A 25613-nucleotide genomic window follows, 5' to 3' on the forward strand; every position below is an offset into this window, starting at 1 on the left:
TCAGCCGCGCGCCGACGACAACAGCCGTCGCGCACCGAGATCCAGCACGTATCCGATCAGGCCGATGACCACGATCACCGCGACCACCTGACCGTAGGCCAGCTGGTCACGGGCGTTGAGGATCTGATAACCCAAACCGGAACGCACACCCAGCATTTCGGCCGGCACCAGCACCACCCACGCGATTCCCAACGCGACCCGCAGCCCGGTTTGCAGATGACCGCGAATGGCGGGCAGCACCACAACCGTCAGCAGCTCGGTTCGGGTCGCCCCGAAGGATTTGGCCACCTGCAGATAGCCGGGGTCGACGGCGTGCACGCCGGCCGCGGTGTTGATCAGGATCGGCCACACCGCCGCCGCGGCAATCAGGAAGATGACCGGCTGATTGCCGATTCCGAAGATTGCCACCGAGATTGGCGCCCAGGACAGCGGTGAGATCATTCGCAGAAACTGCACCACCGGACGGGTGGCGCGATCGGCGAGGTCGTTCAGACCGATCAGCAGTCCGGCAGGAACGCCGACGACGGCGGCCACCAGCAATCCAACCAGCAACCGCCACAGGCTGACTCCGGTATCGGACAGCAACACCCCGCGGTTGTACAGCTCGACCAGCGACCGGGCCACCCGGTGTGGCGTGGTCTGGTGCAACAGCGACTGCGGGGCGGCCAGCACGGCGGTGCCCAGCCACCATAGGCCCACCGCCACCGCGATCGCCAGCACCGGCGGCCACCACCGCCGCAGCAGCGACCACCTGGGTGCCGGTGGCGGCACCTCCTCCTCCGGGGCATCGACGGAGCGGATCTCTTCGGTGGTCATAACGGCTGCACCTGTTCGACTCGGGTCAGATCGGTTGGGAGGCCAAAGGTTTGCGGACCGCCGTGGGCGGTCAGCGCGGATCGCACGAAGGTGTCGTCGACGAGCTGCGCGTGGGCCGTGGCGGGATCCAGCCGATTCAGGAATTGCCGGTCGCCGTCGACGACGGTGCCGTGCATGGCCTCGACCAGCCGGCGGGTGAAACTCGGGAACGGGAACGGCTGGAAACCCAGCCGCTGCGGCTGCCAGTCCGGATGGGCGAAATGGTAGTCCTGGGCGCGGTAGGTCAGGGCCGTCTTGATGGCCGGTATCGGCTGGGGCAGATAGGCCCCGGTCGACAGCGTCGTCGCGGCGGCCGGCCGGTCGGCGTTAAGACGTTGCTGCGCAAGCACAATCGAGTTGACCAGCGACGCGGCCGCCCGCGGCCGGTGGTCGATCAGATCCTGGTGGGCCAGCACCACACAGCAGGCGTGATCGCGCCACACGTCGCCGAGAAACGCGTGGATCCGCCCGATCTTGCGCACCTGGGCCATCGCGTTGAACGGGTCGGCCACCACGTAGCCCCCGATCGATCGATTCGCCAACGCGGGCACCATATCCGACGGGCTCATCACGATCAGCTCGACGGTCCGGGCGCTGCGCGAGGCACTTCGGCGCACCACCGGCACCAGGTCGTGGGCGCGCAGCAGCTCCTGCAGGATGATGTTGTGGATCGACCACCAGAACGGGATCGCGACTTGGGTTCCGGCCAGCTGCCCCAACTCGGTGATGTTCGGCGCGACGGTCAACGCCGAACCGTTGGTGTGGTTCCAGCTCAGCACCCGCACCGCGCTACCCAGCAGGAACCGCAGCTGCAGGGCCGTCGGCATCAGCATGTGCACGGCGTCGACCTGGCGGGTGACGAACGCCTCGGCCAGCGACGCCCAGCTGCGGAACAGCACCGGCTTGGCCGCACTCACCACGCCCGGCTGGTAGAGCCCGGCCGCGTGGGCGATCAGCAGCGGCGCGGCGTCGGTGATGGGCAGGTAGCCGATCCGCAGTTGACCGCTGGTGTTGGTCCGGTCGACGGCCGCGGCCCGGCCGAGGTCGACCAATCCGGCCACGCCGCCCGCCGCGGCCAGGCCGACCGTGCCGGCCAGCAGCGACCGTCGGGAAAGCGCCCGCGCGCTCATTATTCGGTCACCCGGTAGTGGCCCAGGATCTCTTGTCTGAGTTCCTCATTGCCGCCGTCGGGTCGCCATTGTCGGCGGATGCGCCCATCCGCGCCGAGCAGCACGATGCGGCTGGCCAGCTGCAGCGCCTCGTCGACGTCGTGGGTGACCAGGACGACGGTGATGCCGAGCTCGGCCGCGAGGTCGGCCAGCCAGGTCTGTAGGTCGCCGCGGATCGCCGGGTCCAGGGCGCTGAACGGCTCGTCCAGCAGCAGCAGCCGCGGCCGGGTGGCGACGGCCCGGATGATCGAGACGCGCTGCGCCTGCCCGCCGGAGAGCTGGTCGGGGTATTGGTGCGCGACCCGCTCCAGGTCGAAGCGCCGTAACAGTTCGCGGGCGTATTCGGGTTCGAACGATTTCCGGTTGGCGGCGAACCGCCCCGCGAACACCACGTTTTCGCCCGCCGTCAGCCACGGCATCAGCAGCGGCTGCTGGAAGACGACCCCGGTGTGCGGGCGTGCCACCCCGTTGGCCGACGACCATTCGACGGTCCCCGAGGTGAGGGTCTCCAGCCCGGCGATCACCCGAAGCAAGGTGGATTTGCCGCTGCCGCTGCGTCCCAGGACGGCGAGAAAGTCGCCGTCGTCGATCGTCAGATCGATACTGGCAAGTGCATGGCTGCCGGACCCGAAACGCTTGTGGCCGTCAACTATTCGTACCGTGCCAGTTGCCACCGTGGTCGTCCTTTCGCCGGCCTGACGTTGCCACAGCTAGGCCGCGCTGTCCACGCGACCGGTTTGTGGTGTCCCCCACGGCAACTGGCTGTCGCTTAGCTATCAACCGGGCGAAGCGGCAACGAAATCTATTGCGGCACTGTCGATTTCCGGGTAAAGCCACGATGCGTATCGCTGTCGGCGATCGGCCGTATCGCCCAATCGGATCCTGCTGATCGGAATGCGGGGGCGTACGGGGTCAGCGATTCCTGATCCGGCGGATCGCCACGAACACCACTACCGATCCGATTCCGGCCAGTGTGACGACGACGGCGGGTTTGGTGACGAACCCGATGACCCGGACCTTGAGGTCGTCGGCAAGACGGCGAGGGTTGGCACGCTCGGCGAGTGAGTCGACGGTCGCCGCGAGCTGGTCGCGGGCGAGGTCGATCTCCTGCTTGATGGCTTCGGGGTCCCGGTCGGCCACGGTCCTGTCCTCCAAGTCCTCCATAGTCGGCGTGGTGCACCTGAGGCACTACCCTAATGCGGACGTTCCGGTGATCCGAAAGGGGAAGCACTATGAGCGACGGCAAGACCGAGACCACGCGGCTGGCGCCGGGCGACAAGGCGCCCGCCTTCAGCCTGCCCGACGCCGACGGTAAGAAGGTTTCGCTGGCCGACTACAAGGGCCGCCGGGTCGTTGTGTACTTCTATCCGGCCGCGTCGACGCCGGGGTGCACCAAGCAGGCCTGCGACTTCCGCGACAGCCTCGCCGAGCTCAACGAGGCCGGCCTCGACGTGGTCGGCATCTCCCCCGACAAACCGGAGAAGCTGGCCAAGTTCCGCGACGCGGAGGGGCTGACGTTCCCGCTGCTGAGTGACCCCGAGCGCAAGGTGCTGACGGCCTACGGCGCCTACGGGGAGAAGCAGATGTACGGCAAGACCGTGACCGGGGTGATCCGCTCGACGTTCGTCGTCGACGAAAAGGGCAAGATCGCCGTCGCGCAGTACAACGTGAAGGCCACCGGCCACGTCGCCAAGCTGCGCCGCGACCTGTCGGTCTAGCCGATGACGGCGGCTTCCTTGTACTCGGTGATGGGCCGGGCGATGCCCTGTTCGTCGCAGACCCGCTGCAGCTTCTCCAGCGTCTCGTCGATTCCCGGTCCCAGCCGCCTGCCCGGGGTGAAGGTGGCCGGCAGATGCTGCATGCCCTGGATCACGCCGATCGTCGGGTAGTGCACGGTGCCCTCGGGGTCGCAGCGGTAGTCGGGCATCCGGTCGAGCACCGCGGTGAGCATCGACTTGAACACGACGCGCGCCACGTTGGAGCCGATGCAGCGGTGGATGCCGAGCCCGAAGCTGAAGTGCCGGTTGTTCTTCCGGCCGAGGTCCAGCCGGTTGGGATCGGGAAACACCGCCGGGTCGCGGTTGGCCATCGCCCAGGACAACCACAAGCGGTCGCCCTCCTTGAATTGCGTGCCCGCGATTTCGAGATCGGCGGCGATCGTGCGACCGTCCCCCGGGGCAGGCGTGAAGAAACGCAAAAACTCCTCGGTCGCCGAGTCGAGCAGCGTTTCCGATTCACGCCTGAGCAGTTCGCGCTGCTCGGGATTTTCGCCCAGCCATTCGAGCGCGTGCGCGGTCAGCGCCGTCGTCGTGTCGAAACCTCCGCCGATGATCAGGCCGAGCATGCCGAGTAGTTCGCTGTCGGGGGCCGGCTCGCCGTCGATCTGAAGTCTTGCCAGCGCGTCCACCAGGCCGGGGCGCGGGTTCTCGCGGATCTCGAGCAGGTGATTGAACAGGTCCGCCCCCATCGCCATCGTCTGCTCCAACACCCTTGGGGCGTCCGGCGAATCGGCGGGGGTGTAGACGTTGGCGTGGGCCGGCTCGCAATAGAGCTGCCACTTTTTCAGCGGCACGCCCATCATCGCCAGCGTCAGGACGGCGGGGGTGATGTTCGCGAGATCGTCGACGAAGTCGATGCGCCCGCTTTCGATCTTCTCGTCGATGCTGGCCCGCACGATCTCGTCGACGAACGGCACCCAGCGCTGGACGGCCGCCGGCGACAGGTAGGGGTTGAGGATGCCGCGGTAGGCGGAGTGTTCGGGTTCGTCCATTTCGAGCATGCCGCCGCGGACGCCGGTGCCCTGCGGCAGCGTGGGAATGGTGATGCCCTTGTAGCCGGTGCCTTCGCCGGTCACGTCGTGGTCGTTGGACACGTGCGGGCATCGGGCGAGCTCGAAGACCTCCCGGCTGCCCGCGGCCACCCAATGTCCGTCATAGGTGTCGGTCCACGCCACCGGGCACCTGGCGTGCATCTCCTCGGTGATCGCGGTGAACCGCTCGCGGTACTCCGGAGTGTGGCGATCGAAGTGGTAACGGTTGGTCTTGCCGGCCTTAGCTGCCTTGCCGGTCAGGGTGTCTTCCGTAGTCACCGTGGCCTCTCCTGCGGACGAGTGGCTGCCTGTAGAAGCAGTATGCGGCGAGACGGTCGGTCTACAAAGCATTCCGGGCCGGGTCTTTCCCGACACTGATCAGCCCAGGTTGGCCAGCAGTAGCGCCTCGGCGATCGCCGCGCGCTCCAGCACGCCCAGATGCAGGCTCTCGTTGATGCTGTGCGCCTGGGTCGCGGGATCTTCGACCCCGGTGACGAGGATCTTCGCCTGCGGGAACGCCTCGGCGAACTCGGCGATGAACGGGATCGAGCCGCCCATGCCCATGTCGATCGCGTCGACGCCCCACGCCTGCCGAAACGCCGCTCGCGCCGCGTCGTAGACGCTGCCGCTGGCGTCGATCGCGTAGGGCTCCCCGATGTCGCCCCGGGTGACGGCGACCTGCGCGCCCCAGGGCGTATGCCGCTGCAGGTGGGCGGTCAGCGCGTCCAGGTGTGCCGCGGCGTCACCGCCGGGCGCCACCCGCATGCTGATCTTGGCGCGGGCCCGCGGGATCAGCGTGTTGGATGCCCTCTCGATCGGTGTGGTGTCGATGCCGATCACGGTGATCGCGGGTTTGGCCCACAGCCGCTGCGGCGCCGAACCCGAGCCGATCTCCGACACCCCGTCCAGCAGCCCGGAGTCGGCGCGCACCCGCTCGGGCGGGTAATCCACGGCGGCGGCGGTACTTTCGTGCAGACCGGCGACGGCCACGTTGCCGTCGTCGTCGTGCAGGCTGGCCAGCAGCCGTACCAGCACGCTCAGCGCGTCGGGCACCACCCCACCCCAAATGCCGGAGTGCAACCCGTGGTCGAGCGTGGCGACCTCGACGACGCAGTCGACCAGGCCGCGCAGCGTCACGGTCAACGCCGGGATTTCGGTGCTCCAGTTGTCCGAGTCGGCGATGACGATCACGTCGGCGGCCAGCGCATCGCGGTGCGCGGCCAGCAGCCGGCCCAGGGACGGCGACCCGGATTCCTCTTCCCCTTCGACGAAGACCGTCACACCCACCGGCGGTTGGCCGCCGTGTGCCCGAAACGCGGCCAAATGCGTTGCGATACCGGCCTTGTCGTCGGCGCTGCCGCGCCCGTACAGCCGTCCGTCGCGCTCGGTCGGCTCGAACGGCGGCGAGGCCCACTGATCGCGGTCGCCCTCGGGCTGCACGTCGTGGTGGGCGTACAGCAGCACGGTGGGCGCGCCGACGGGCGCGGGATGCCGGGCGATCACGGCCGGGGCGCCGCCCTCGCTGACGATGCGCACATCGCCAAAACCGGCCTGGGACAACAGATCCGCGACTGCTTGCGCGCTGCGATGCACCTCGTCGCGGCGGCCGGGGTCGGCCCACACCGATTCGATCCGCACCAGGTCCTCGAGGTCGCGGCGCACCGACGGCAACACGTCGCGGACGCGTTGGGCCAGATCGCTCATGTCCTCGGACACCGAGCGTGGGGGCTACGCATGAAAACTGGCGTGAGTTGGTACATAAGCCCCACGCTCGGCGCTAACCGGCCGTTTCGAGGATCGCGACCGCGGCCGCGGTATCCCCTTCGTGAGTCAGCGACACATGGATCGTCACGTCGGCCAGATGCTTGGCGATGTCGCCGGTCAACCGGACCCGCGGCCGTCCCCACATGTCGGTGACGACCTCGATGTCGCGGTGGATGTCCTCGCGCAGGATCGGCCGCTGGGAGAACCGCGAGCCGGACCACGCCTTGATCACGGCTTCCTTCGCGGCCCATCGTGCGGCCAGGTGACGCGCCGCCGACGAACTCTTGTCGGAGGCGTCGCGACGCTCACCCGGCGTAAACGTTTCGGAGAACACCGTTCCCGGTTGGTCAACCTGGTCGGCGAAATCCGGAATGGAGACGAGATCGATCCCGACACCGACAATGCCCATGGCTGGCCAGGTTAACCGATCACCAAATTCATCCGGCAGGGACCTCATAGGCCTCGTCGTCGCCCAGTCGCGCGACCGGGTTCAGCAGCATCGAGGCTTCCTGACGCTTCTCCGGCGAGCTGTGGTCGAAACGACGGTCCGGCGGCCGCTGGTACATCGGCTCGCCGCCGGCGATGGCCGACACCAGCCGACGCTGACCGGCCAGCAGGCGGGCGTCCGCGCGCCGCTGGTAGTCCTCGCGCTGGCTCGGGTCCAGCGTCGCGATGAACGCCTGCGGGTGCACCAGCGCGACCAGCCCGGACACGTGACCGAAGCCGAGGCTGGTCAGCATGCCGGCCTTGAGCGGGAACTTGCCGCCGAGCCGCAAGGTGTCACGCACCCAGACGAAGTGAGCCGAGCCGGACAGCTCGTCGTCGACGCAATCCAGGCTGCGGTTGGGCGGGATCACGCCGTCGCGCAGCATCTGGCACAGGCCCATCATCTGGAAGACGGCCGCGCCGCCCTTGGCGTGCCCGGTGAGGCTCTTCTGCGACACGATGAACAGCGGGGCACCCTCGGACCGGCCCAGCGAGTCGGCCAGCCGCTCGTGCAGCTCGGTCTCGTTGGGGTCGTTGGCCAATGTCGACGTGTCGTGCTTGGAGATCACCGCAATGTCGTCGGGGCCGACGCCCAGCTTGGCCAATTCGCGTGCCAGCGGGGACTCCTTGCCGCCGCGGCCCGCGCCCAGCGCGCCCAGTCCCGGAGCCGGGATCGAGGTGTGCACGCCGTCGCCGTAGGACTGCGCGAAGCCCACCACGGCGAGCACCGGCAGGCCCATCTTGAGTGCCAGGTCGCCACGGGCCAGCAGGATGGTGCCACCACCCTGGGCCTCGACGAAGCCGAGCCGCCGGCGGTCGTTGGGCCGGGAGAACTTCGAGTCGGCAATGCCCCGGTCGCGCATCATCTCGGTGCTGGCGGTGGCCGCCATGTCGCCGAAGCCGATGATGCCTTCCAGCGTCAGGTCGTCGATACCGCCGGCCACCACCATTTCGGCCTTGCCCAGCTTGATCTTGTCGACGCCCTCCTCGACCGACACCGCGGCCGTCGCGCAGGCGGCGACCGGGTGGATCATCGAGCCGTAGCTGCCGATGTAGGACTGAACCACGTGTGCGGCAACGATATTCGGCAGCACTTCCTGGAAGATGTCGTTCGGCTTGTTACGGCCCAACAGGTTTCCGTGGTACATCGTCTGCATCGAGCTGCCACCACCCATGCCGGTGCCCATGGTGTTGGCCACCAGGCTCGGGTGCACGTAGCGCATCACTTCGGCGGGGCTGAACCCGGCGGACAGGAACGCGTCGACGGTCGCGACGATGTTCCACACCGCAAGGCGGTCAATGGAACTGGCCATGTCGGCGCTGATGCCCCACACCGTCGGGTCGAACCCGGTCGGGACCTGACCGCCGACGACGCGCGACAGCTTGTTCTTGCGCGGCACCCGGATCTCGGTGCCCGCCTTGCGGATGACCTGCCAGTCGCTCGAGTCGGGCACCGGCCGGATCACCGTGTGCTCGGGGTCGAACTCGGCGAAGGCGCGGGCATCGGCCTCCGAGGAGACGACGAACGCGAAGTCCTTCTCGAGGAACACCGACACCAGCAGCGGCGACGCGTGGTCGGGGTCGATCGAGCCGTCGTCGACGAACTCCCGGATGCCGCAGCGCTCGACGACGGTGTCGTGGTAGCGCTCGACCAGTTCGGCCTCGTCGATCAGGTCACCGGAAGCCGTGTCGTACCAACCCGGTTGGGGATCGTCCTCCCAGCGGATCAGCCCGGTGGTCCAGGCCAGCTCGAGCACTCCGGCGGCCGACAGTTCGTTGTCGACCTCCATCTCGAAGCGGGTGCGCGACGAGCCGTACGGACCGAGTTCGGCGCCGCCGACGATCACCACGAGGTCGGACGGGTCGAGATCGAGGTCGGCCCATTCCGGCGGCGGTGCCGGGGTGTAGCCCCGCGGCGGGGACGGCAGCGCGGCAACGGTTCCCGGGTTACCCCGGCCGCTCTCGTCGTCTTCTATTGCCTCCGAAGACATCTCCTCGCGCGCCTTGGCGGCCAATTCGGCCATGTCGAGTTCGACGTCGCCGAGACCACCGGTCAGGTCGGCCTTGATCGGCTCGCTGGCCGCGGCCACCTTCGACTCCACGTCGCACAGGGCCAGCAGCATCGCGGCCATCTCGTCGGTGGAGTAGGTGGTGACACCGGCCTCCTCGACGGCGGTGACGATGGCGTCGTTGTGACCCATCAGCCCGGTGCCACGGGTCCAGCCAATCAGCGCGTGCGCCAAGCTGACTCGCGCGGCCCACGAGGATTCGGCGTGCCAGCGACTCACCAGGGCGTCCAGCGCGGACTTGGCCTCGCCGTAAGCGCCGTCACCGCCGAACATTCCGCGGTTGGGCGAGCCGGGCAGCACCACGTGCAACCGGGAGGCGATGTCGCGCTCGGCGCCGATCTTCGACAGACCGCCGATCAGCCGCTGCACGGCCCACAGCAGAACCTTCATCTCCATCTCGGAGCGCGAACCGGCCTCCGACAGATCGCCGGCCACCCGCGGTGCCGCGAACGGGAACAGCAGCGTCGGGGTCTGCGCGTCCTTGATGTGAATCGACTGCGGGCCAAGGCTTTCGCTCTGCTCGGTACCGACCCATTCGACCAGGGCGTCGATGTCGGAGTAGGAGGCCATATTGGCCGGGACCACCCACAGCGACGCACCGAAGCGAGCGTGGTCGCGGTACAGCGTGCGGTAGAACGCCAGCCGCTCATCGTCGAGCTTGGAGGTGGTCGCGATGACGGTGGCACCGCCGTCAAGCAGTCGCGCCACGACCGCCGCGGCGATCGAGCCCTTGGAAGCGCCTGTCACGACGGCCACTTCGCCGTCGTAGTGACCCGGGTCCGGGTTCTCGGCACCCGCAGCGATCCGGCCGAACAGCGACGCATGGATCTGGCGGCCCGCCGCCAGCGCCTTGCCCTGCCACCAGGTCGCCTGAGTGGCGACGGTGTGGCCGGCACCCTCGAAACGTTCGGACAGCCGCACCCAGTCGGCGTCGATGTCGCCCTCGTCGGCCAGCCACAGTTTGACCAGGTCCTCACGGGCGCTGGCCCAGCGGTCGTCGAACAGGACGGCCTTCTTGGCCTCGAAGGCCGGCGCCACCAAACGTGGCCACTCCGAACCCAATTCGGCGGTGACCAAGTCGATGAGCTCGGCGTCGGTGGCCACCGGTGCGGCGCTCACCGCGTCATCCAGGCCCAGCTGGCCCAGCACCAGGCGGGCCGCCGAAGCGAGCACGCCGTCACGGCCGGTGATCTGGTCGGTGAACTCGGAGAGTGCAGCGGCGTCGACGGTCGCGCCGCCGCCACCGCCCGCCGAGGGCAGCGCCACCGAAACACCGTGGCGCGCAGCAACCGAGGTGACCGCGGCGTCGATGACCTTGTCGACCGAGGCCGCGTCGGCCAGCGCGCCCTCGTGCAGGTGCCCCATGGCACCGCCGCGGACGCTGGTGCCCTCGCGGGTGCCCAGCGCGACCTCGACAACGACGTGCTTGGCCCAGCCCTCGCCGAGTTCCCAAGTCTTGGTGACCCGCTCGGTGATGGCGGCCGGCCGCTTGCCGGATGGCCCGAGGACCGTGCGCAGCTGATCGTTGATGGCGTCGGAAAGCACTGGGCCGTAAGGCTTGTAGGTGCGCGCCAGCTTGGTCACCTGCGAGCGCAACCCGGCCAGGTCGGCCTCGGCGGCACCGTCGATGGCGCCCAGGTTCAACTCCGAACCCAGGTCGACCAGCAGCTGGTTACGCCGCGACGACGCGCCGTCGGTGATGGACTCGATGGAATCCAACTGCTCGATCTGGTCGATGCGCATCTTCGCCGACAACGCGATCAGCGCCAACGTGGCGTCGGCCGCGTCGAACGTGATGTCGTCGGGCCGTGGAGCACCCGAGGGTGCGGTGGGCACCGGCGCCGGCGCGGCGGCCTCCGGCGCGGCTGCTGCCGGCGCACCGTCCGATGCGGCGGAATCGGCGACCACGTCCTCGGCCTCCGGCTCGGGGTCGGTGTCGGTGGCGAACAGCACGGCCGCATCGCGCTCGGCGTTGAGCACTTCGACTGTGCTGTGCGCATATTCGGGCAGCTTGAGGGTGTTGGTGGCCAGTCCGGCGACGGTCGGCGCGGACTTCACGCCGATCTCGACGAACCGCTCCACACCCAAACCGCCGGCGGCCTCCTCGATGAAGAGCAGGTCCTGAGTTTCGATCCAGCGCACCGGGCTGGCGAACTGCCACGCCAGCAGCTCGATGAACACCGTGCGGGCCATCTCACGCGGCCGCTCGGCCAGCCAGGTGTCGTAGTCGGCCAGGATCGGGTCCAGCGGTTCGGCCGGCACCAGATCGCGGATCTCCTGGATGAAGTCGCGGTCCAGCGTGAACGGCCGGGGCACCAGGTTGGGGATGTAGCGACCGATGACCAACTCGGGGTCCTGGTCGCGCGGCATGACCCGCTCCAGCGAGCGGCGGAAGTCGGCAACCCCGACCCGCAGCACCCGCGAGTGGAACGGCACGTCGATGCCCGGCACCAGGATGAATGAGCGTTTGCCGCCGCTGATTTCGCGGCGCTTCTCCACCGCTTCCTCGAGGGCCTCGAGACCGCGGACCGTGCCGGCGATCGCGTACTGCGAGCCGCGCAGGTTGAAGTTCACGATCTCCAGGAATTCCCCGGTGCGCTCGGCGATTTCGGCGACGAAGTCGGTGACCTGGTCGTCGGGCAGATCGATCTGCGAGGGACGGATCGCGGCCAACCGGTAGTTGGAGCGGCCCATCTCGTCGCGCGGCACGATGTCGTGCATGTTCGACCCGCGGTGGAACACCGTCTCCAGCAATGCTTCCAGCTCGTAGACGCCCAAAACACAAGCCAGCGCGGTGTATTCGCCGACGGAGTGCCCACACGCGATGGCGCCCTCGACGAAGGCGCCCTGCTCGCGCATCTCGGCGACCTGGGCGGCCGCCACGGTCGCCATCGCGACCTGGGTGAACTGCGTCAGGTACAGCACCCCGTCGGGGTGGTGGTAGTGCACGCCGCTGGCGATCAGGCTGGTCGGGTTGTCGCGCACCACGTGCAGCACCGAGAAGCCCAGGGTGTCACGGGTGAACTTGTCCGCGTCGTCCCAGACCTTGCGGGCAGCCTTGGACCGGGCGCGGACCTCCATGCCCATTCCCTTGTGCTGGATGCCCTGGCCGGGGAAGGCGTAGACCGTCTTGGGGGCGGCCAGACGCGCGGTCGCCGACATCACCAGGTCCGTTCCGACCTTCGCGGTGACCTCCAAAACCTCTGCGCCCTGGTCGATTCCGACGCGGTCGACCCGGAAGTCGACTTCGTCGCCCGGACGCACCATGCCCAGGAACCGTGCGGTCCAGCCGATCAGGCGAGCCGGCGGGCGGGCCTGGCCGTCGGTGGCGGTCACCGTGTGCTGCGCGGCGGCCGACAGCCACATGCCGTGCACGATGGGCGATTCCAGGCCGGCCAGCAGCGCGGCGGCGCGGTCGGTGTGGATCGGGTTGTGGTCACCCGACACCACGGCGAACGGACGCATGTCGACCGGCGCGGTCATGGTGACGTCGCGACGGCGCCGGCGCGGAGTGTCGGTGGTGTTCTCCGACACCGCGCCACCGGCCCGGGACGGGTCGGTGAGTTCGGCCGAACCGGTCCGCCCGAGGATCGCGAAGCGCTCCTGCAGGGTCACGATCGCCTTGCCGTCGGGACCGGTCACCGTCACCGAGACCGGAACGACCCGGCCCATGTCGGTGTCGATGGCCGCCGAAGCCGTTGCGGTAACGGTCAATTGGGCCGGCTCAGCGGGCAGCTTGCCGACCACGTGGGCGGCGTGGTCCAGGTGCACCAGGCTCAGCAGACCCTCGACGACCGGGACGCCGGCCTCGGTGACCGCGGAGCCGATCGTGGAGAAGACCGCGGGCCAGCACAGACCGACCAGCGCGTCGGGCACGGTGGTGAGGCTGGGTGCCAGGCGCTCGCCGAAGGTCGCGGTGACGCCGGTGTGGTCGGCGACCCGCTCAGGGTTCCAGTCCACCGTCACGGTGGCCGTTCCGTCGGTCACCGCCGGGAGGAATTCCGGCCCGTCGACACCGGCGGCGATCGCCAGGACCGCACGCATCGCGGCGGTGGCGTCGTCGGTGGAGACCACCGGCGCGCCGCCGTCGACGGTGTTGGCGTGCAACGTGAATGGGATGTCGATCCAGACCCCGGACAACGGGATGCTCAACACGACGCGCTCATCGGAAGTCACCTGCAGGCGAGCTCCGGTGGACGAGTGCGTGGCGCGCTGACCTTCGTGGACCAGCCAGTCGGCGGGATCGGCGATGCGGTGCACCGGGTTGGTGGCGGTGCGCCCGGCCCACAGGACGTCGGGGGCGTCGAGCACGACGGCCAGCGCCCCGGTCACATCCGCGCGGCCCAGCCGGCGCGACCGGACGGGCTTCGGTTCGCCGCCGGCGGCCAGCACGTCGTCGATGGCGGCCTGCTCGAAGCGGTCGAGCAGTTCACCGACCGGCTCGTCGACCCGGGTGATGCCGGCGACCGCGGCGGTGCCGGGGATGATGCACACCTGGTCGGCGTCGTAGCGGGCGTCGTGCGCCTGCCACAGCGAGTCACTGCGCCACCAGCGGCGCACGTCCTTGTCGATGACCGGCACGAAGTTGACCGGCTTGCCCAGCGTCTTGCACAGCGTGACGAAGAACGGCACATCGGCCGGGTGCAGCTGCACCCTCTCGGCGTCCGGGTAGTCCCGCAAGAGCGCCGCGATGGCCGCCTCCGGGTTCTCCAGCAGCGCCTCGTCGTTGTACAGCGTCTCGATCGGGCCGTGGTCCTGCGGGTGCAGCCGGGCCTCGGCGCGCTGCAGCATCTGCTGGAAGCGGTCGCGCCAGGTGTCGGCCAGCCACGGGCTGCCGGGCGAGGCGGTGTCGGCGGTCGAGTTGCCGTCGCCGATGGTGAGCTCGACGTAGCGCTGCAGCCACTGCAGGTAGGTCATTTCCCCGACGTCGCCGAAATACGGCTTGGCGGTGCGGGCCATCGCGGCGATGATCTCGTCGCGGCGCTCGGCGACGGCGTCGGCGTCACCGGCGACCTCGTCGAGCAACCGGCCGCAACGCGAGGCGCTGTTGTCGATCTCGTGGATGTCGGCACCGAGCTGGCTGCGGCTGGAAGCCATGCCGCCCTGGGCTTTTCCGGCGCCGATCCACTGGTCGGTGCCGGTGGTCTCGACCAGCATCTGCTTGACCGACGGCGAGGTGGTGGCTTCCAGCGTGGCCATCGCCGCGGTGCCGACCAGGATGCCGTCGATCGGCATCGACGGGAAGCCGTAGGACTGCGACCACCGGCCGGACAGATATTCGGCGGCCCGCTCGGGGGTTCCGATGCCGCCGCCGACGCAGACGGTGATGTTGGAGCGCGAGCGCAGCTCCGAGTAGGTGGCCAGCAACAGGTCGTCGAGGTCTTCCCACGAGTGGTGACCGCCGGCGCGTCCGCCCTCGATGTGCACGATCACCGATTTGGTGGGCGCCTCGGTCGCGATGCGGATGACCGAGCGGATCTGCTCGATGGTGCCGGGCTTGAACACGACATGGCTGATGCCGACGTCGTTGAGCTCGTCGATCAGTTCGACGGCCTCCTCGAGGTCCGGGATGCCGGCGCTGATCACCAGGCCGTCGATCGCGGCGCCGGCCTGGCGGGCCTTCTGCACCAGGCGCTTACCGCCGACCTGAAGCTTCCACAGGTAGGGGTCGAGGAACAGCGTGTTGAACTGGTAGGTGCGGCCCGTCTCGAGCAAGCCGGACAATTCTTCAATGCGCGCGGCGAAGATTTCTTCGGTCACCTGCCCGCCACCGGCCAGCTCGGCCCAGTGTCCGGCGTTGGCCGCGGCGGCGACGATCTTCGCGTCGACCGTCGTCGGGGTCATGCCGGCCAGCAGGATCGGCGACCGCCCGGTCAGCCGGGTGAACTTCGTCGAGAGCTTGACCCGGCCGTCGGGCAGGGTCACGACGGTCGGCGCGTAGCTCGACCAGGGCCGTGCCACCTCGGGGGTGGCCCCGACGGTGAAGAGGTTGCGCTGACCGCCGCGGGTGGCGGCGGGCACGATGCCGACGCCCAGGCCGCGGATCACCGGCGCGGTCAGCCGGGTCAGGATGTCGCCGGGGCCCAGGTCGAGAATCCAGCGCGCGCCGGCGTCGTGCACCGCGGTGATCTCTTCCACCCAGTCGACCCCGCTCACCAGGATGGCGTCGGTCAGGCGCCGGGCCAGCTCGACGTCCAAGCCGACCTTCTCGGCCCAACCGCCGACGATGTCGATGCCGTCGGCCAGCCGCGGGGTGTGGAAGCCCACCTCGACCTGAACCGGGTCGAAGACCGGTGCGAAGACGTCGCCGCCACGCAGTTTGTTCTTGCGGTCGGCTTCTTCTTTCTCGGAGATCTGCTGGCAGTACAACTCGAAGCGAGACAGTTGCTCCGGCGTGCCGGTGATGACGACCGAACGACGGCCGTTGCGGATGGACAGCACCGGCGGCAGCACGGTGCGAACGTCCTGGGAGAACTCGTCGAGCAGCGCGACGATGCGCTCGGGGTCGGCGTTGGTGACCGACACCATCGGCGGGCGATCACCGAGCACGGAGATGCCGCGGCGACGGGCCACCAGCGTGCCGGCCGCGCCGATCAGCTGGGCCAGGGCGAGCAGCTCGACGTCACGAGCGCCCTCGGCCTTGAACGCCTCGACGGCGAGCACGCCCTGCGAGTGGCCGGCGACGGCGACCGGCGGGGTCGCGGTCCAGTCCATCCCCTGTCGCGCCAGGGCACGCCCGGCCGCGATCTGGGTGAGCAACACGCCGGGCATCGATACCGCGGCCGACGTCAGGTGCTTGTCCGCGGGGGTCGGGTCCTCGGCCGCCACCGCGCGCACCCACCGCAGCGGCTCGAAGCCGATCGGACGCACCACGACCAGCTCTTTGGCCACCGGCTCGAGCAGCAGCTCCGCCTCGCCGACCAGCGTGGCGATGTCGGTCTCGATGCCCGCCGAGGACACCAGCTCTTCCAGGGTTTCCAACCAGGCGCTGCCCTGGCCGCCGAACGCGACAGCGTACGGCTCGCCGGCCGTGAGACGGTCGACCAGAGCATGGGTGCTGTGCGGGCCTTGGCCCTCGCGGTCTGCGGACACCCGGTCGTGCTCGTGGATCGTCACCTTGTGTATCTCCCTGTATGCGTCTTCACGTATCGGTTCGTCTGGCCTGCTCAGAACCCCGGCGCGCGGGGTCCCAGCTGGCTCTGGGTCGATTCCGCTCTGAATCGCAGCCCGAATCGCGGCTGACCGGTGTGTTGTCGGCGGCCACTCGTGTCGACCAAGCGGCGCGGGGACTGCATCGGCTGTACTAAGAGTGTCATAAGGATTCGGGTCGTTTTTCTGCGCAGATCGGTTACTGGTGAGTTCTACGCGCGGGTAACCGTGTCGTGGGTAACACCGGGATTAACCGGTCGTCCGGGTATCCAGAACAAACGTCCTGCATGCAGGTGGTTACGGTCGAGTAGCTATAACTGCGCTGTTCAAGGCGGCATTGTTATCAAATCGTTATGTTAAGAATTTGTAGTGCGCGCCGCCTGTCGTGCCGCGGCGATAGAGCCGTCTGGGCCCCGCCGCCGTCAGCGTTGGGCGAACAAGTGTTTGCTGGAACCGAGTTGCGCAACCGTGCCCGGATCGATTAAAGGGTCAGAAATCGCTACGACGAGGCGGGGTTGCTAGGCCCACTGCCCGAATTGCGGCTTGAGGATCTCGTTGATGTCTACGCCGACACCGCCCACGCTGCGTTTATCGATCTCGACCTGGTGCAGATTGGCCGCCGGATGGGTGTAGCCCTTGGGCGAGCCCCAATTGTGCTGCCAGAAGCAGGAGCCCAGGCCGTCGTGCAACGCCCAGTCGATCGTCTTCGAATTGGCGTAAACGCCCGTCCGCTGGTGTCCGATCACCGACTCCCAGGACCGTAGGTACGGAGCGATCTGGTTTTTGTACTGCTCGTAAGACGGGTCGTCGTCGATCGACGCGTAAATCGGCGCGTTGGGGGGACCACCGGCGGCGGCGTGCAACTCCATGCCCCGCTTGGCATGCTGCAGCCCCGCGTTCGCGCCGCCCAGCCAGTCGGCGGAATTGCCCTTGCCGTACTGGTAGCAGGAGACGATTTTGAGCCCGTTGCTGTGCAAGTCACGTGCCTCGGCGACCTGGATCGGCTTGCCCAGCATCCAATTACCGCCCGGCCGGCGGTCGGAGACGTACCGGATAGCCCCCACGGCGCCGGCGGCCCGGATCTGGCTGGCCGGGATCACGCCCGCGGCGTAGTCCAACAGCGTGCCCAGGGATGCCGAGGCCGTCGGAGCGTCCAACGCCGACGCCGCGACACCCATGCCCAGTAGGGCCGGGGTCGCGGCCGCGAATTTGAGCACGTCACGACGCGAAATCGACACATCGGACAGGGTACGACACAAGCATCAGCAGACACATTAGTAACACTGGTCACAGATTCGTCACTTCTTGACCGGGTTGATCGGGCCAGGGCGCGGGGCGCATCGGGCTGCGGGCGCATCGGGCCAGGGGGCGTGGCGCATCGGGCTGCGGGCGCGTCGCTTGTGCGACGGCGACCTCGGGTGTGCGACGACGGCCTCGGGTGTGCGACGACGGCCTCGCGTGTGCGGTCAGGGCGGCGACACGCCGGGGCAGTGCGGCCACGGCGCACACCGAAAGCCGTGAGCGCACACCGAAGCCGTGAGCGCACCGAAGCCGTGAGCGCACCGAAAGCGTGAGCACACCGAGCGCCGGGGCACACCGAGCGCCGGGGCCCGCCGAGCCCGGCATTGTTATTGTCACTATTAACTTAATAAAGTTAACGTCGGAGGGGGCTTCCAAAATGGATCACGACCAGCTCATCGACCTGACCCGCCGGGCCTTGAAGTTGGCCCGCGACAAGACCACCGACCTGGCTCCGCGGCAGTACACGATCGACGCGAGCGACTACACGTCACCCGAGCGACACCGCAGTGACAGGGCGCTGCTGCTGGCCAGCCCGCAACTGGTCGGCTACGTCAGCGAGCTGCCCGCGCCCGGCGCCTACTGCACCAAGACGGTGATGGGGCGATCGATCCTGCTGACGAGAACATCCGACGGGTCGGTCCGCGCCTTCGACAATGTCTGCCTGCACCGGCAATCCCCGGTGGTGACGGGCTGCGGCACCGCGAAGCGATTCAGCTGTCCGTATCACGCCTGGACCTACGACAACACCGGCAAGCTGGTCGGCTTGCCGGGCCGCGAGGGATTCCCGGATGCGACGGTCAAGTCCGACTCGTTGACCGAGCTCCCCGCCGCCGAGTTCGCCGGGTTCCTCTGGGTGGCGCTGGACAAAGACGCGACCCTCGACGTCGCCGCGCACCTGGGGCCGCTCGCCGACGAGCTCGACTCGTGGGGCATCGGCCGGTGGTCGCCGCTGGGTGAAAAGGTGCTCGACGCGCCGATCAACTGGAAGCTGGCCGTCGACACCTTCGCCGAGAACTACCACTTCGCCACCGTGCACCGGGACACCTTCGCCACCATCGCCCGCAGCAACTGCACGGTGTTCGATTCGTACGGACCGCACCATCGGTTGATCTTCCCGCTCAACGCGATCCTCGAGCTGGAGAATGTCCCCGAGGAACAGTGGGACCCGTTCCACAACATGGTGGTGATCTACGCCTTGTTCCCCAACATCGTGATCTCGGTGACGATCGCCAACGGCGAGCTGTTCCGCATCTACCCCGGCGACGAGCCCGGCAGGTCGATCACCGTGCACCAGAACTCCACGCCGCTGGACCTTTCCGAGGAATCCGTGGCCGCCGGTGCTCAAGCCGTGTTCGAGTACGCGCACGCCACGGTGCGCGACGAGGACTACAAGCTCGTCGAGGGCCTGCAGGCCAATCTCAGCTCGGGCGCTCGCGATCACCTGGTGTTCGGTCGCAACGAGCCGGGACTGCAGCACCGCCACATCGCGTGGGCCGAGGCGCTGGCCGCGTCAGCTGCCGTCGACTGACTCAGCCTCGCTCAGCACGGCGATCAGATCGTCGAGAAGCGTTGCGAGCGTGTCGTTTTGCACCGGGAGCGCCCCGGCCAGCAGTTCCGCCGCTGACCGGCGGCGGCCCGCGGCCACCAATCCCACCAGCTGATCGACCACCGACTGCAAGTTCGGTTCGGCGTCGGCCACCGTGGTGGCCAGCACCTCGACCAGCTCCCAGTCCCGGTACAGCGCCAGCGAGCGTTCGTTGAACGCGAAGCCGCTCACCGGTTTACCCCACAGCGTCCCCTGGTAGCGGTACGGGCCCTCCATGTACTCGATTGGCAGACCGTGCGCCGGCGCCGGCACGAGCGGTTCGCCGACCAGATCCAGTTGCAGTGTGGCGCACGTGATTCGGTGACGGTCGGGCATGTACCGGGCCGGGGCCGGGGGGCGTACCAGGGTCCGCACCGACTCCGGCCATTTCACGTAGCTGCTGACGGTGACCTCCACGTCTTCGGCGCACTGTGGCGCGATGGCGGGGTCTGGATGGCTCGTCGTGACACCGGTAAAGGGTTGCGGCGCATTGCCGTTCACGCGGTCGAACTGGCGCCAGATGCTCAGGTCGACGCCGTTGTCGAAATTGATGGTGCGCCATTCGTGCGAGCGGGCCCGCGGGTCTCCCCCGGTTCCGCCGCCGCCCGCATACTTCGGGAACCACTGCCGGTCGACATGTCCGGCACTGCCGGAAACCTCCTCGACGGTCTCGCCCCAGCGCAGTGTTCCGGTCATCGACATGCCGGTCTGGAAATACGAATACGTGTCGTTCTGGCCGAAGCAGGCGATCTTCCCGTTGTAGGTCGACGCCCCCACCGGTGTCGGCGCGCGCGTCGGAGTGACGACCAAGTCCAACCGCATCGATCGGCCTTGGTGGTCCCGGCCCACCAGGCTGACCCGATACGTGTAGGGCAGTAATTCGCCGTCGCCGTCACGGCAGGTGGTCCACGATGCGGTGCCGGCACCGCTGTCGTAGCTGATGTCGAGATAGCCTGCGGCCATGGACAATTTGCGCTGCGCGCCCGGCTCCATGTTCTTCGGCGGCATGTCGTAATCGGTATAGGTACCGTAGTCACCGCTGTCGAGGTCGAACAGCGCCATCGTGTAGAAGTCGGCGACGACCGTGCCCCCGGGCTGGTTCTTGTTGAAGATCGTCAGGAACGCAAACGACCGGTCGTTCTCGACGGCCTGCAGTTGGCCGGCGATGAACCACGTATCCGACTCCTGGTCGGGATGTTCACCCTCGGCCGCGGGGAAATCCAGCTGGCTGTCACCGGGCACCAACTGATACGGGTAACTGCGCCAATCGGTACTCATTTCGGCTTCCTTGCCACGGCGCTATCCTTATTCTTTGCTATGTTAGCGTCAATAGCGAAGTTACGGTCACGGCCTCGTCCCCGCCCCAAGGAAGTGCCCCGATGACAGAAAAATCCGACCATCGGACCTACGCCGAACTGTTCATCGGAGGGCAGTGGCGCAAGCCCGCCAATCCGCAGCAGCTCGCCGTGATTTCGCCACACTCGGAGGAACCCGTCGGCCATGTCCAGGTGGCCGGGCCCGAAGATCTCGACGCCGCCGTCGCCGCCGCGCGACAGGCTTTCGACCACGGGCCATGGCCGCGCATGACGCATGCCGAGCGGATGGCCAAGGTCGAACAGCTGGCCGGGATCTACGGCGGCCACATCGACGAGATGGCCGACCTGATCACCGACGAAATGGGATCCCCGCGCACCTTCAGCCGGCTCGGTCAAGCGGCGGCCGCGGCGACGATGATGCATCTCGCCCTGGCGGACGCCCGCACGTTTCCCTGGACCGAACGTCGCCAGGGCATCCTCGGTGAGGTACACCTGCGCCGTGCGCCGGTCGGGGTGGTCGGTGCGATCGTGCCGTGGAACGTTCCCCAATTTCTGATCATGCCCAAGTTGATCCCGGCCTTGATCGCGGGATGCACGGTCATCGTCAAGCCCGCGCCCGAAACACCGTTGGACGCTTTGTGGTTGGCCGAAATGATCGAGCAGCTCGAGCTGCCCGAAGGCGTGGTGTCGGTGCTGCCCGGCGGACCGGACATCGGCGAGGCGCTGGTGCGGCATCCCGGCGTGGACAAGATCGCATTCACCGGGTCCAGCGCGGTCGGGCGCCGCATCGCCACGTTGTGCGGCGAGCAGCTCAAGCGAGTGAGCCTGGAATTGGGCGGCAAGTCCGCGGCGATCATTCTCGACGACGCCGATATCGACAAGACTGTCGCGGGGCTGAAATCGGCCGGCCTGATGAACAACGGGCAGGCCTGCGTCGCCCAAACCCGGATTCTGGTCAGCGACAAGCGTCATGACGACGTCGTCGACGCGCTGGCCGGCATGATGTCGTCGCTGACCGTCGGCGACCCGGCCGACGAGGCTACCGACATCGGTCCGCTGGTCGCCCAGCGGCAACAGCGCCGGGTCCAGGACTACATCAAGTCCGGGCAGAGCGAGGGCGCACGCGTGGTGCTCGGCGGCGAGGACAGCCCGTCGGATCGCGGATGGTACGTGCGCCCAACGCTATTCACCGACGCGACCAATGACATGCGCATCGCCCGGGAGGAGATCTTTGGTCCGGTCTTGACGGTGTTGCGCTACCGCGACGAGGCCGACGCGATCCGGATCGCCAACGAGACCGACTACGGGTTGGCCGGTTCGGTGTGGACGTCCGACATTGCGCACGGCTTGGAGGTCGCGGCGGGTGTGCGCACCGGCACCTACGGCATCAACATGTACACCCTCGATATCGGGGCCCCGTTCGGCGGTTTCAAGCAGTCGGGCATCGGACGCGAGTTCGGCCCGGAGGGCCTGCACGAGTACGTCGAGCTTCAGACCCTGGTGTGCAAGGGGCAACTGCCGCCGTTAGCCGATTGAGCTTCGCCACAACGGATCACGACCGAGGCGCGCGAGAAGCCGTGCCTGCACCTCGAGTTCATCGCTCACCGCGATGGGGGCGCCGAACATGCCGGACGCGACCAAGGCGTCATGACCGGCCGGCAAGCCGGTGTAGAAGAGTTCACACCAATCGGGATCCAGCCGGTCGTCACCGTCGATCGCACGTGCCAAGTCCCAGGTATGCACCAAGACGTCGCGGGTCAGATTCGGTATGACCCGGTAAGCATCCAGCTTGGTGACTTCACCGGATGCCAACGCCCGTGCCAGTGACTGGTAAGTCAATTCCCACCGCACCTGTGGCTCGTCTCGGGGCCGGTGCGGCTTTAATCCCAACGGCTGCAGCAGAAGTACGTCGTGGAAGCCGATAACGTGCTCGAGCACCGCCCGGGCGTCCCACGCCTCGCATGGGCTGCGACGCTCCCATTTGCCCGCGGCCGCGGCAACCGCCTCGCCGAAGCGCCGACACACTGCCAGATGCAGCTCTGATGCGCCGTCAACCACTTTCGGGCATCTGCAACGTGAGCTCGACCGGGCAGCACAAGACGCCGTGCTGGTTGGTCACTTCGATCGTGATGTCTACGAAGCAGCGCGGCGGGTCCACCGAGGTGTCGCGCCGCTTGGCCACCGCGCGGCCGCGGCCGATCATCGTGTCGCCGGCGTAGACCGACCCGGCCAGCCGCAGTGAGCGGCGCACCACCCGGCTGCTGGGGCCGGCCCACTCGGTCGCGACGCGGTCGGCGAACCCGGCGAGGTGCATCGTGTTGAGGTAAATCGTTGGGTTGCCCTGCTTTTGGGCGTATTCGGGATCGAAATGCCCCGGGAAGTAGTCCCACGTCGCTCCGGCGTTCTCCACCACCCGCTGGTAGCTGATCTCGTCGACCACTTCCGGCAGCTCGACGGGAACGGTGATCTCGTTCCAATCCAATTCCGCAGCGGTCATGCCGGCGCCGCGGGGGTGAAGCGGAACAGCGTATTCCGCGATCGGGCGACGACGGTCCCATCCTGGCGGCGATAGGTCTCCAGCGTCTCGATGAAATGGCCGACGCCCAATCGGGTCGTCTTCTCCGGTGACACCGACACCAATTCCTCGACACTGGTCAGCACGTCACCCTCGACGATGGGTTCGGGGAACTCGACGTCGTTGGCGGCGTTGATGAATGTGGTGCCCGGCAACGGCACTCGCAAGATCAGCGACGCCGCCGGGCGCCGGCCGCCGGGCTCCCACGGCGGCGGGATCAGCCATCCCATCAACAGACCCGGCGGTGCCAGCAGGCCTCCCCACTGCCGCCGGGCGAATTCCGGATCCCAGTAGGACCGATTGCCGTCGTGAATCATCGAGGCATACAACTGGATACGCGCTCCACTGACCGGCGTCAGCGCCGTGCGCGGTTCGCTTGCCGCGCCGACCATGCGCAACGCGTCTTCGTATGTGCCGAAGGCTAATTCGTAGCTGAGTTCGGAATCCACGTATCGGTGCCGCTTACATGACAAGCGGGTGCCGGTTCGGCACCACATCCCAGCAGAGATTGCGCGAGGTGTAGTACCAGCCGCCGCGCTCGTAGATCAGCTCATCCCGGTACGTCCCGGTGGCGCGCAACGTGGTCTCTCCGAAGGCGGCGGAGAAAAGCAGGGCGACACAACGCTGCATCGCGTGCACGCCCTCGACGGCGATCTCGTGGTCGACGGTCACCAGGCGGTGTCCTTCGCCCCCGTCGAACGCCGAACGCAAATCGTCGAACACTTCGCCGTCGCGAACAAAGCTGGCACCGGAATGACGAAACGTCGCGATCCAGCTATCGCGGTCGCCCTCGGAGTAAGCGCGATTGTGCCGGGCGTTCAGATTCAAGATCGCGTGGCGGCCGGTCGCAGCGTGCAGGAACTGCTCCTGCTGGTAGGACATCGTCATTTCTACTCGCCAGCCTCTCCCCTGAAGGAAAAAAGAAACAAACTACGTAACATCGACTTTACTTACCGCTTAACAATATATCCGTGTTGTTCTCGATCCCAGGCCCTCGAAGTTAAACCGTTGGCTCGCAACAAATCTTTACGCACCCGCCCGATAACGTTCTTCGGGAGTTCGTTGACCTGGTCGATGTATCGCGGGACGCAGAAGTACGGCATCCGGCCGGCGCAGAAGTCGAGTAGCTCGGCGCAATCCAGCACGGCGTCGGGGCGCACCGCCACCACAAGCAGGATGTCGTCCTCGCCCAACTCACTGGGCACCCCGATCGCCGCCGCTTCGGCGACCGCGGGATGGCTCATGACGACGCGTTCCACCTCGACCGAGGAGATGTTCTCTCCGCGCCTGCGCAGTGAATCCTTGATCCGGTCCAGATACGTCAGGTTCTGATCGGCGTCGAGTCGGCCGAGATCACCGGTGCGGAACCACTCCGGATGCGGAACCAACCGCGCGTCTTGGCCGATGTAGCCCTCGCTCATCACGTGTGGGTGCCTGGGCCGGCAGGCGATCTCGCCCACGGTGCCGGCGGGAACCGGGTTGCCGTCGTCGTCGACGATGCGCACGTCGAAGTTGGGATTGGGTCGGCCCGACGTTCCGGGGACGCCCTCGTCGGCCACGCCCTTGACCGCGATCGGGAAGGCCTCGGTCATCCCGTACATCGTGACAATGCGGCAGCCGTAACGCTTTTCGATGTCGTGATAGGAGCTCGCGTCGATCGGCGCGGCCGAGATGAACCGCAGCGGCAGCTGCGCGTCACGCGTGTCGGCCGGCAGGTTGTACAGCATCGTCACCATCGCGCCGGCTCCGGCGAAGCCGACGGCATCGTGGGCGCGGATGTCGTCCCACACCTGGCCGGGATGGAACGACTGCGCCAGCACGGTCGTTCCGCCGACCAGCATCGGGGCCAGCACGCTGGGCGCGGCGCTCAGGTGGAACAACGGCATCGCCGTCCACAACGCCTCCCCCGACCGCAACTTCCAGGACGACGCGACGGTCGCCGCGACCGAGAACAGGTAGTTCCAGGTCGTGGCAACGGCTTTCGACGGCCCGGTGGTGCCCGACGTGTAGAACAGCGCCCCTAGCTCGCCAGGCTCGGCCGGGTCGTCGGTACATCCGGCCCCACGCTCCATCCGCCTTGCAAGCGAATCGTCTTGCACCACAATGTCGGACACCGTATCCAGCCGGTCGGCGACCTCATCGACCCGGGGACGGCGCTCGGCGTCGGTGAGAATCACCTTGGCCCGCGACAACTGCAGGGTGTGCAGCAGGAAGTCCCCCTTGTTCGCGGCGTTGACCGCCGCGCTCACCGCCCCGATCCGGGCCGCGCCCAGCCAGAAATACACCCATTCGGGGCAGGTGCCGGTGAACAGCGCCACTCCGTCGCCACGGCCCACACCCAACGAGGACAGCAGCTCGGCCGCCGCACAAGAGCGCCGCCGCATCTGCTCGAACGTCACGTCGGTGCCGGCGATCGACATCATCACCCGATCGGGGTATTGCTCGGCCCGCCGATCCAGCACGGCCGGAACCGTGAAACGATCCACGCCGAAATCGGAGGGCCCAAGCGGCCTGCTCCGAACCGAATGCATCAC

18 protein-coding genes are annotated in these 25613 nt (G+C 67.8%); 3 read left to right on the top strand and 15 right to left on the bottom strand.

Annotated elements, in window-relative coordinates:
• The 4 genes from BN973_RS20490 to BN973_RS20505 form a co-directional block, all read right to left on the bottom strand.
• Complete coding sequence (locus BN973_RS20490; RefSeq protein ID WP_084163477.1) at positions 1-816, bottom strand: ABC transporter permease; 816 nt, start codon at positions 814-816, stop codon at positions 1-3.
• On the bottom strand, positions 813-1985 hold the full coding sequence (locus BN973_RS20495) for an ABC transporter substrate-binding protein (RefSeq protein ID WP_036470502.1): 1173 nt from the start codon (positions 1983-1985) through the stop codon (positions 813-815). Before BN973_RS20495 ends, BN973_RS20490 begins: the two co-directional genes overlap by 4 nt.
• Positions 1985-2698, bottom strand: a complete 714-nt coding sequence (locus BN973_RS20500; RefSeq protein ID WP_036470505.1) for an ABC transporter ATP-binding protein — start codon at positions 2696-2698, stop codon at positions 1985-1987. Before BN973_RS20500 ends, BN973_RS20495 begins: the two co-directional genes overlap by 1 nt.
• Positions 2699-2936: 238 nt before the next feature.
• Positions 2937-3164, bottom strand: coding sequence for a DUF3618 domain-containing protein (locus BN973_RS20505; RefSeq protein WP_025737912.1), 228 nt, complete (start codon positions 3162-3164; stop codon positions 2937-2939).
• Between the two features lie 92 nt (positions 3165-3256).
• On the opposite strand from BN973_RS20505, the gene bcp reads away from it, so the two are divergent.
• Positions 3257-3742 carry a thioredoxin-dependent thiol peroxidase gene (gene bcp, locus BN973_RS20510; RefSeq protein ID WP_036470507.1) on the top strand — a complete coding sequence of 162 codons (486 nt, stop codon included), beginning with the start codon at positions 3257-3259 and terminating at the stop codon, positions 3740-3742.
• Here the strand turns inward: bcp and BN973_RS20515 are convergent.
• The 5 genes from BN973_RS20515 to BN973_RS20535 form a co-directional block, all read right to left on the bottom strand.
• Positions 3739-5112, bottom strand: a complete 1374-nt coding sequence (locus tag BN973_RS20515) for a cytochrome P450 (RefSeq protein ID WP_051641382.1) — start codon at positions 5110-5112, stop codon at positions 3739-3741. The genes bcp and BN973_RS20515 overlap by 4 nt on opposite strands.
• Positions 5113-5211: 99 nt before the next feature.
• Positions 5212-6537, bottom strand: a complete 1326-nt coding sequence (locus BN973_RS20520; protein ID WP_036470510.1) for a dipeptidase — start codon at positions 6535-6537, stop codon at positions 5212-5214.
• 73 nt (positions 6538-6610) lie between these two features.
• On the bottom strand, positions 6611-7006 hold the full coding sequence (gene acpS / locus BN973_RS20525) for a holo-ACP synthase AcpS (protein ID WP_036470511.1): 396 nt from the start codon (positions 7004-7006) through the stop codon (positions 6611-6613).
• 28 nt (positions 7007-7034) lie between these two features.
• On the bottom strand, positions 7035-16268 hold the full coding sequence (locus tag BN973_RS20530) for a type I polyketide synthase (RefSeq protein WP_036470513.1): 9234 nt from the start codon (positions 16266-16268) through the stop codon (positions 7035-7037).
• A 551-nt stretch (positions 16269-16819) separates the two neighbouring features.
• On the bottom strand, positions 16820-17539 hold the full coding sequence (locus BN973_RS20535; RefSeq protein ID WP_036470515.1) for a DUF1906 domain-containing protein: 720 nt from the start codon (positions 17537-17539) through the stop codon (positions 16820-16822).
• A 440-nt stretch (positions 17540-17979) separates the two neighbouring features.
• Between BN973_RS20535 and BN973_RS20540 the strand changes: the two genes are divergently transcribed.
• Positions 17980-19131 carry an aromatic ring-hydroxylating oxygenase subunit alpha gene (locus BN973_RS20540; protein WP_036470516.1) on the top strand — a complete coding sequence of 384 codons (1152 nt, stop codon included), beginning with the start codon at positions 17980-17982 and terminating at the stop codon, positions 19129-19131.
• Here the strand turns inward: BN973_RS20540 and BN973_RS20545 are convergent.
• Positions 19114-20466, bottom strand: coding sequence for a lipocalin-like domain-containing protein (locus BN973_RS20545; protein WP_036470518.1), 1353 nt, complete (start codon positions 20464-20466; stop codon positions 19114-19116). The two genes, BN973_RS20540 and BN973_RS20545, sit on opposite strands and share 18 nt — an antisense overlap.
• Positions 20467-20567: 101 nt before the next feature.
• On the opposite strand from BN973_RS20545, the gene BN973_RS20550 reads away from it, so the two are divergent.
• Positions 20568-22040: an aldehyde dehydrogenase gene (locus BN973_RS20550; RefSeq protein ID WP_036470519.1), complete on the top strand. Its 1473-nt coding sequence runs from the start codon at positions 20568-20570 to the stop codon at positions 22038-22040.
• On the opposite strand, the gene BN973_RS20555 is transcribed toward BN973_RS20550, so the two are convergent.
• From BN973_RS20555 to BN973_RS20575, 5 genes are all read right to left on the bottom strand, one after another.
• Entirely contained in the window at positions 22029-22529 is a 501-nt protein-coding gene (locus BN973_RS20555) for a DinB family protein (RefSeq protein WP_232232123.1), read from the bottom strand. The genes BN973_RS20550 and BN973_RS20555 overlap by 12 nt on opposite strands.
• Positions 22530-22554: 25 nt before the next feature.
• Complete coding sequence (locus BN973_RS20560) at positions 22555-23001, bottom strand: MaoC family dehydratase (RefSeq protein ID WP_036470522.1); 447 nt, start codon at positions 22999-23001, stop codon at positions 22555-22557.
• The gene (locus BN973_RS20565; protein WP_051641626.1) at positions 22998-23471 is read right to left on the bottom strand and encodes an FAS1-like dehydratase domain-containing protein; all 474 of its coding nucleotides are present in this window, start codon (positions 23469-23471) and stop codon (positions 22998-23000) included. The genes BN973_RS20560 and BN973_RS20565 overlap by 4 nt, the downstream gene beginning before the upstream one ends.
• A gap of 70 nt (positions 23472-23541) precedes the next feature.
• Entirely contained in the window at positions 23542-23967 is a 426-nt protein-coding gene (locus tag BN973_RS20570; RefSeq protein ID WP_036470526.1) for a nuclear transport factor 2 family protein, read from the bottom strand.
• Positions 23968-24029: 62 nt separating this feature from the next.
• Positions 24030-25610 carry an AMP-binding protein gene (locus BN973_RS20575; RefSeq protein ID WP_036472786.1) on the bottom strand — a complete coding sequence of 527 codons (1581 nt, stop codon included), beginning with the start codon at positions 25608-25610 and terminating at the stop codon, positions 24030-24032.
• Positions 25611-25613: the final 3 nt, after the last annotated feature.

This window comes from Mycobacterium triplex (assembly GCF_000689255.1).
Taxonomy (GTDB): Bacteria; Actinomycetota; Actinomycetes; order Mycobacteriales; family Mycobacteriaceae; genus Mycobacterium; species Mycobacterium triplex.

What these genes read in the sequence shown, in the direction of transcription:
- BN973_RS20490 (WP_084163477.1), bottom strand. Translation starts at nt 816, where the DNA reads ATGACCACCGAAGAGATCCGCTCCGTCGATGCCCCGGAGGAGGAGGTG.
- BN973_RS20495 (WP_036470502.1), bottom strand. Translation starts at nt 1,985, where the DNA reads ATGAGCGCGCGGGCGCTTTCCCGACGGTCGCTGCTGGCCGGCACGGTC.
- bcp (WP_036470507.1), top strand. Translation starts at nt 3,257, where the DNA reads ATGAGCGACGGCAAGACCGAGACCACGCGGCTGGCGCCGGGCGACAAG.
- BN973_RS20520 (WP_036470510.1), bottom strand. Translation starts at nt 6,537, where the DNA reads ATGAGCGATCTGGCCCAACGCGTCCGCGACGTGTTGCCGTCGGTGCGC.
- acpS (WP_036470511.1), bottom strand. Translation starts at nt 7,006, where the DNA reads ATGGGCATTGTCGGTGTCGGGATCGATCTCGTCTCCATTCCGGATTTC.
- BN973_RS20540 (WP_036470516.1), top strand. Translation starts at nt 17,980, where the DNA reads ATGGATCACGACCAGCTCATCGACCTGACCCGCCGGGCCTTGAAGTTG.
- BN973_RS20545 (WP_036470518.1), bottom strand. Translation starts at nt 20,466, where the DNA reads ATGAGTACCGATTGGCGCAGTTACCCGTATCAGTTGGTGCCCGGTGAC.
- BN973_RS20550 (WP_036470519.1), top strand. Translation starts at nt 20,568, where the DNA reads ATGACAGAAAAATCCGACCATCGGACCTACGCCGAACTGTTCATCGGA.
- BN973_RS20560 (WP_036470522.1), bottom strand. Translation starts at nt 23,001, where the DNA reads ATGACCGCTGCGGAATTGGATTGGAACGAGATCACCGTTCCCGTCGAG.
- BN973_RS20565 (WP_051641626.1), bottom strand. Translation starts at nt 23,471, where the DNA reads ATGGTCGGCGCGGCAAGCGAACCGCGCACGGCGCTGACGCCGGTCAGT.
- BN973_RS20570 (WP_036470526.1), bottom strand. Translation starts at nt 23,967, where the DNA reads ATGACGATGTCCTACCAGCAGGAGCAGTTCCTGCACGCTGCGACCGGC.
- BN973_RS20575 (WP_036472786.1), bottom strand. Translation starts at nt 25,610, where the DNA reads ATGCATTCGGTTCGGAGCAGGCCGCTTGGGCCCTCCGATTTCGGCGTG.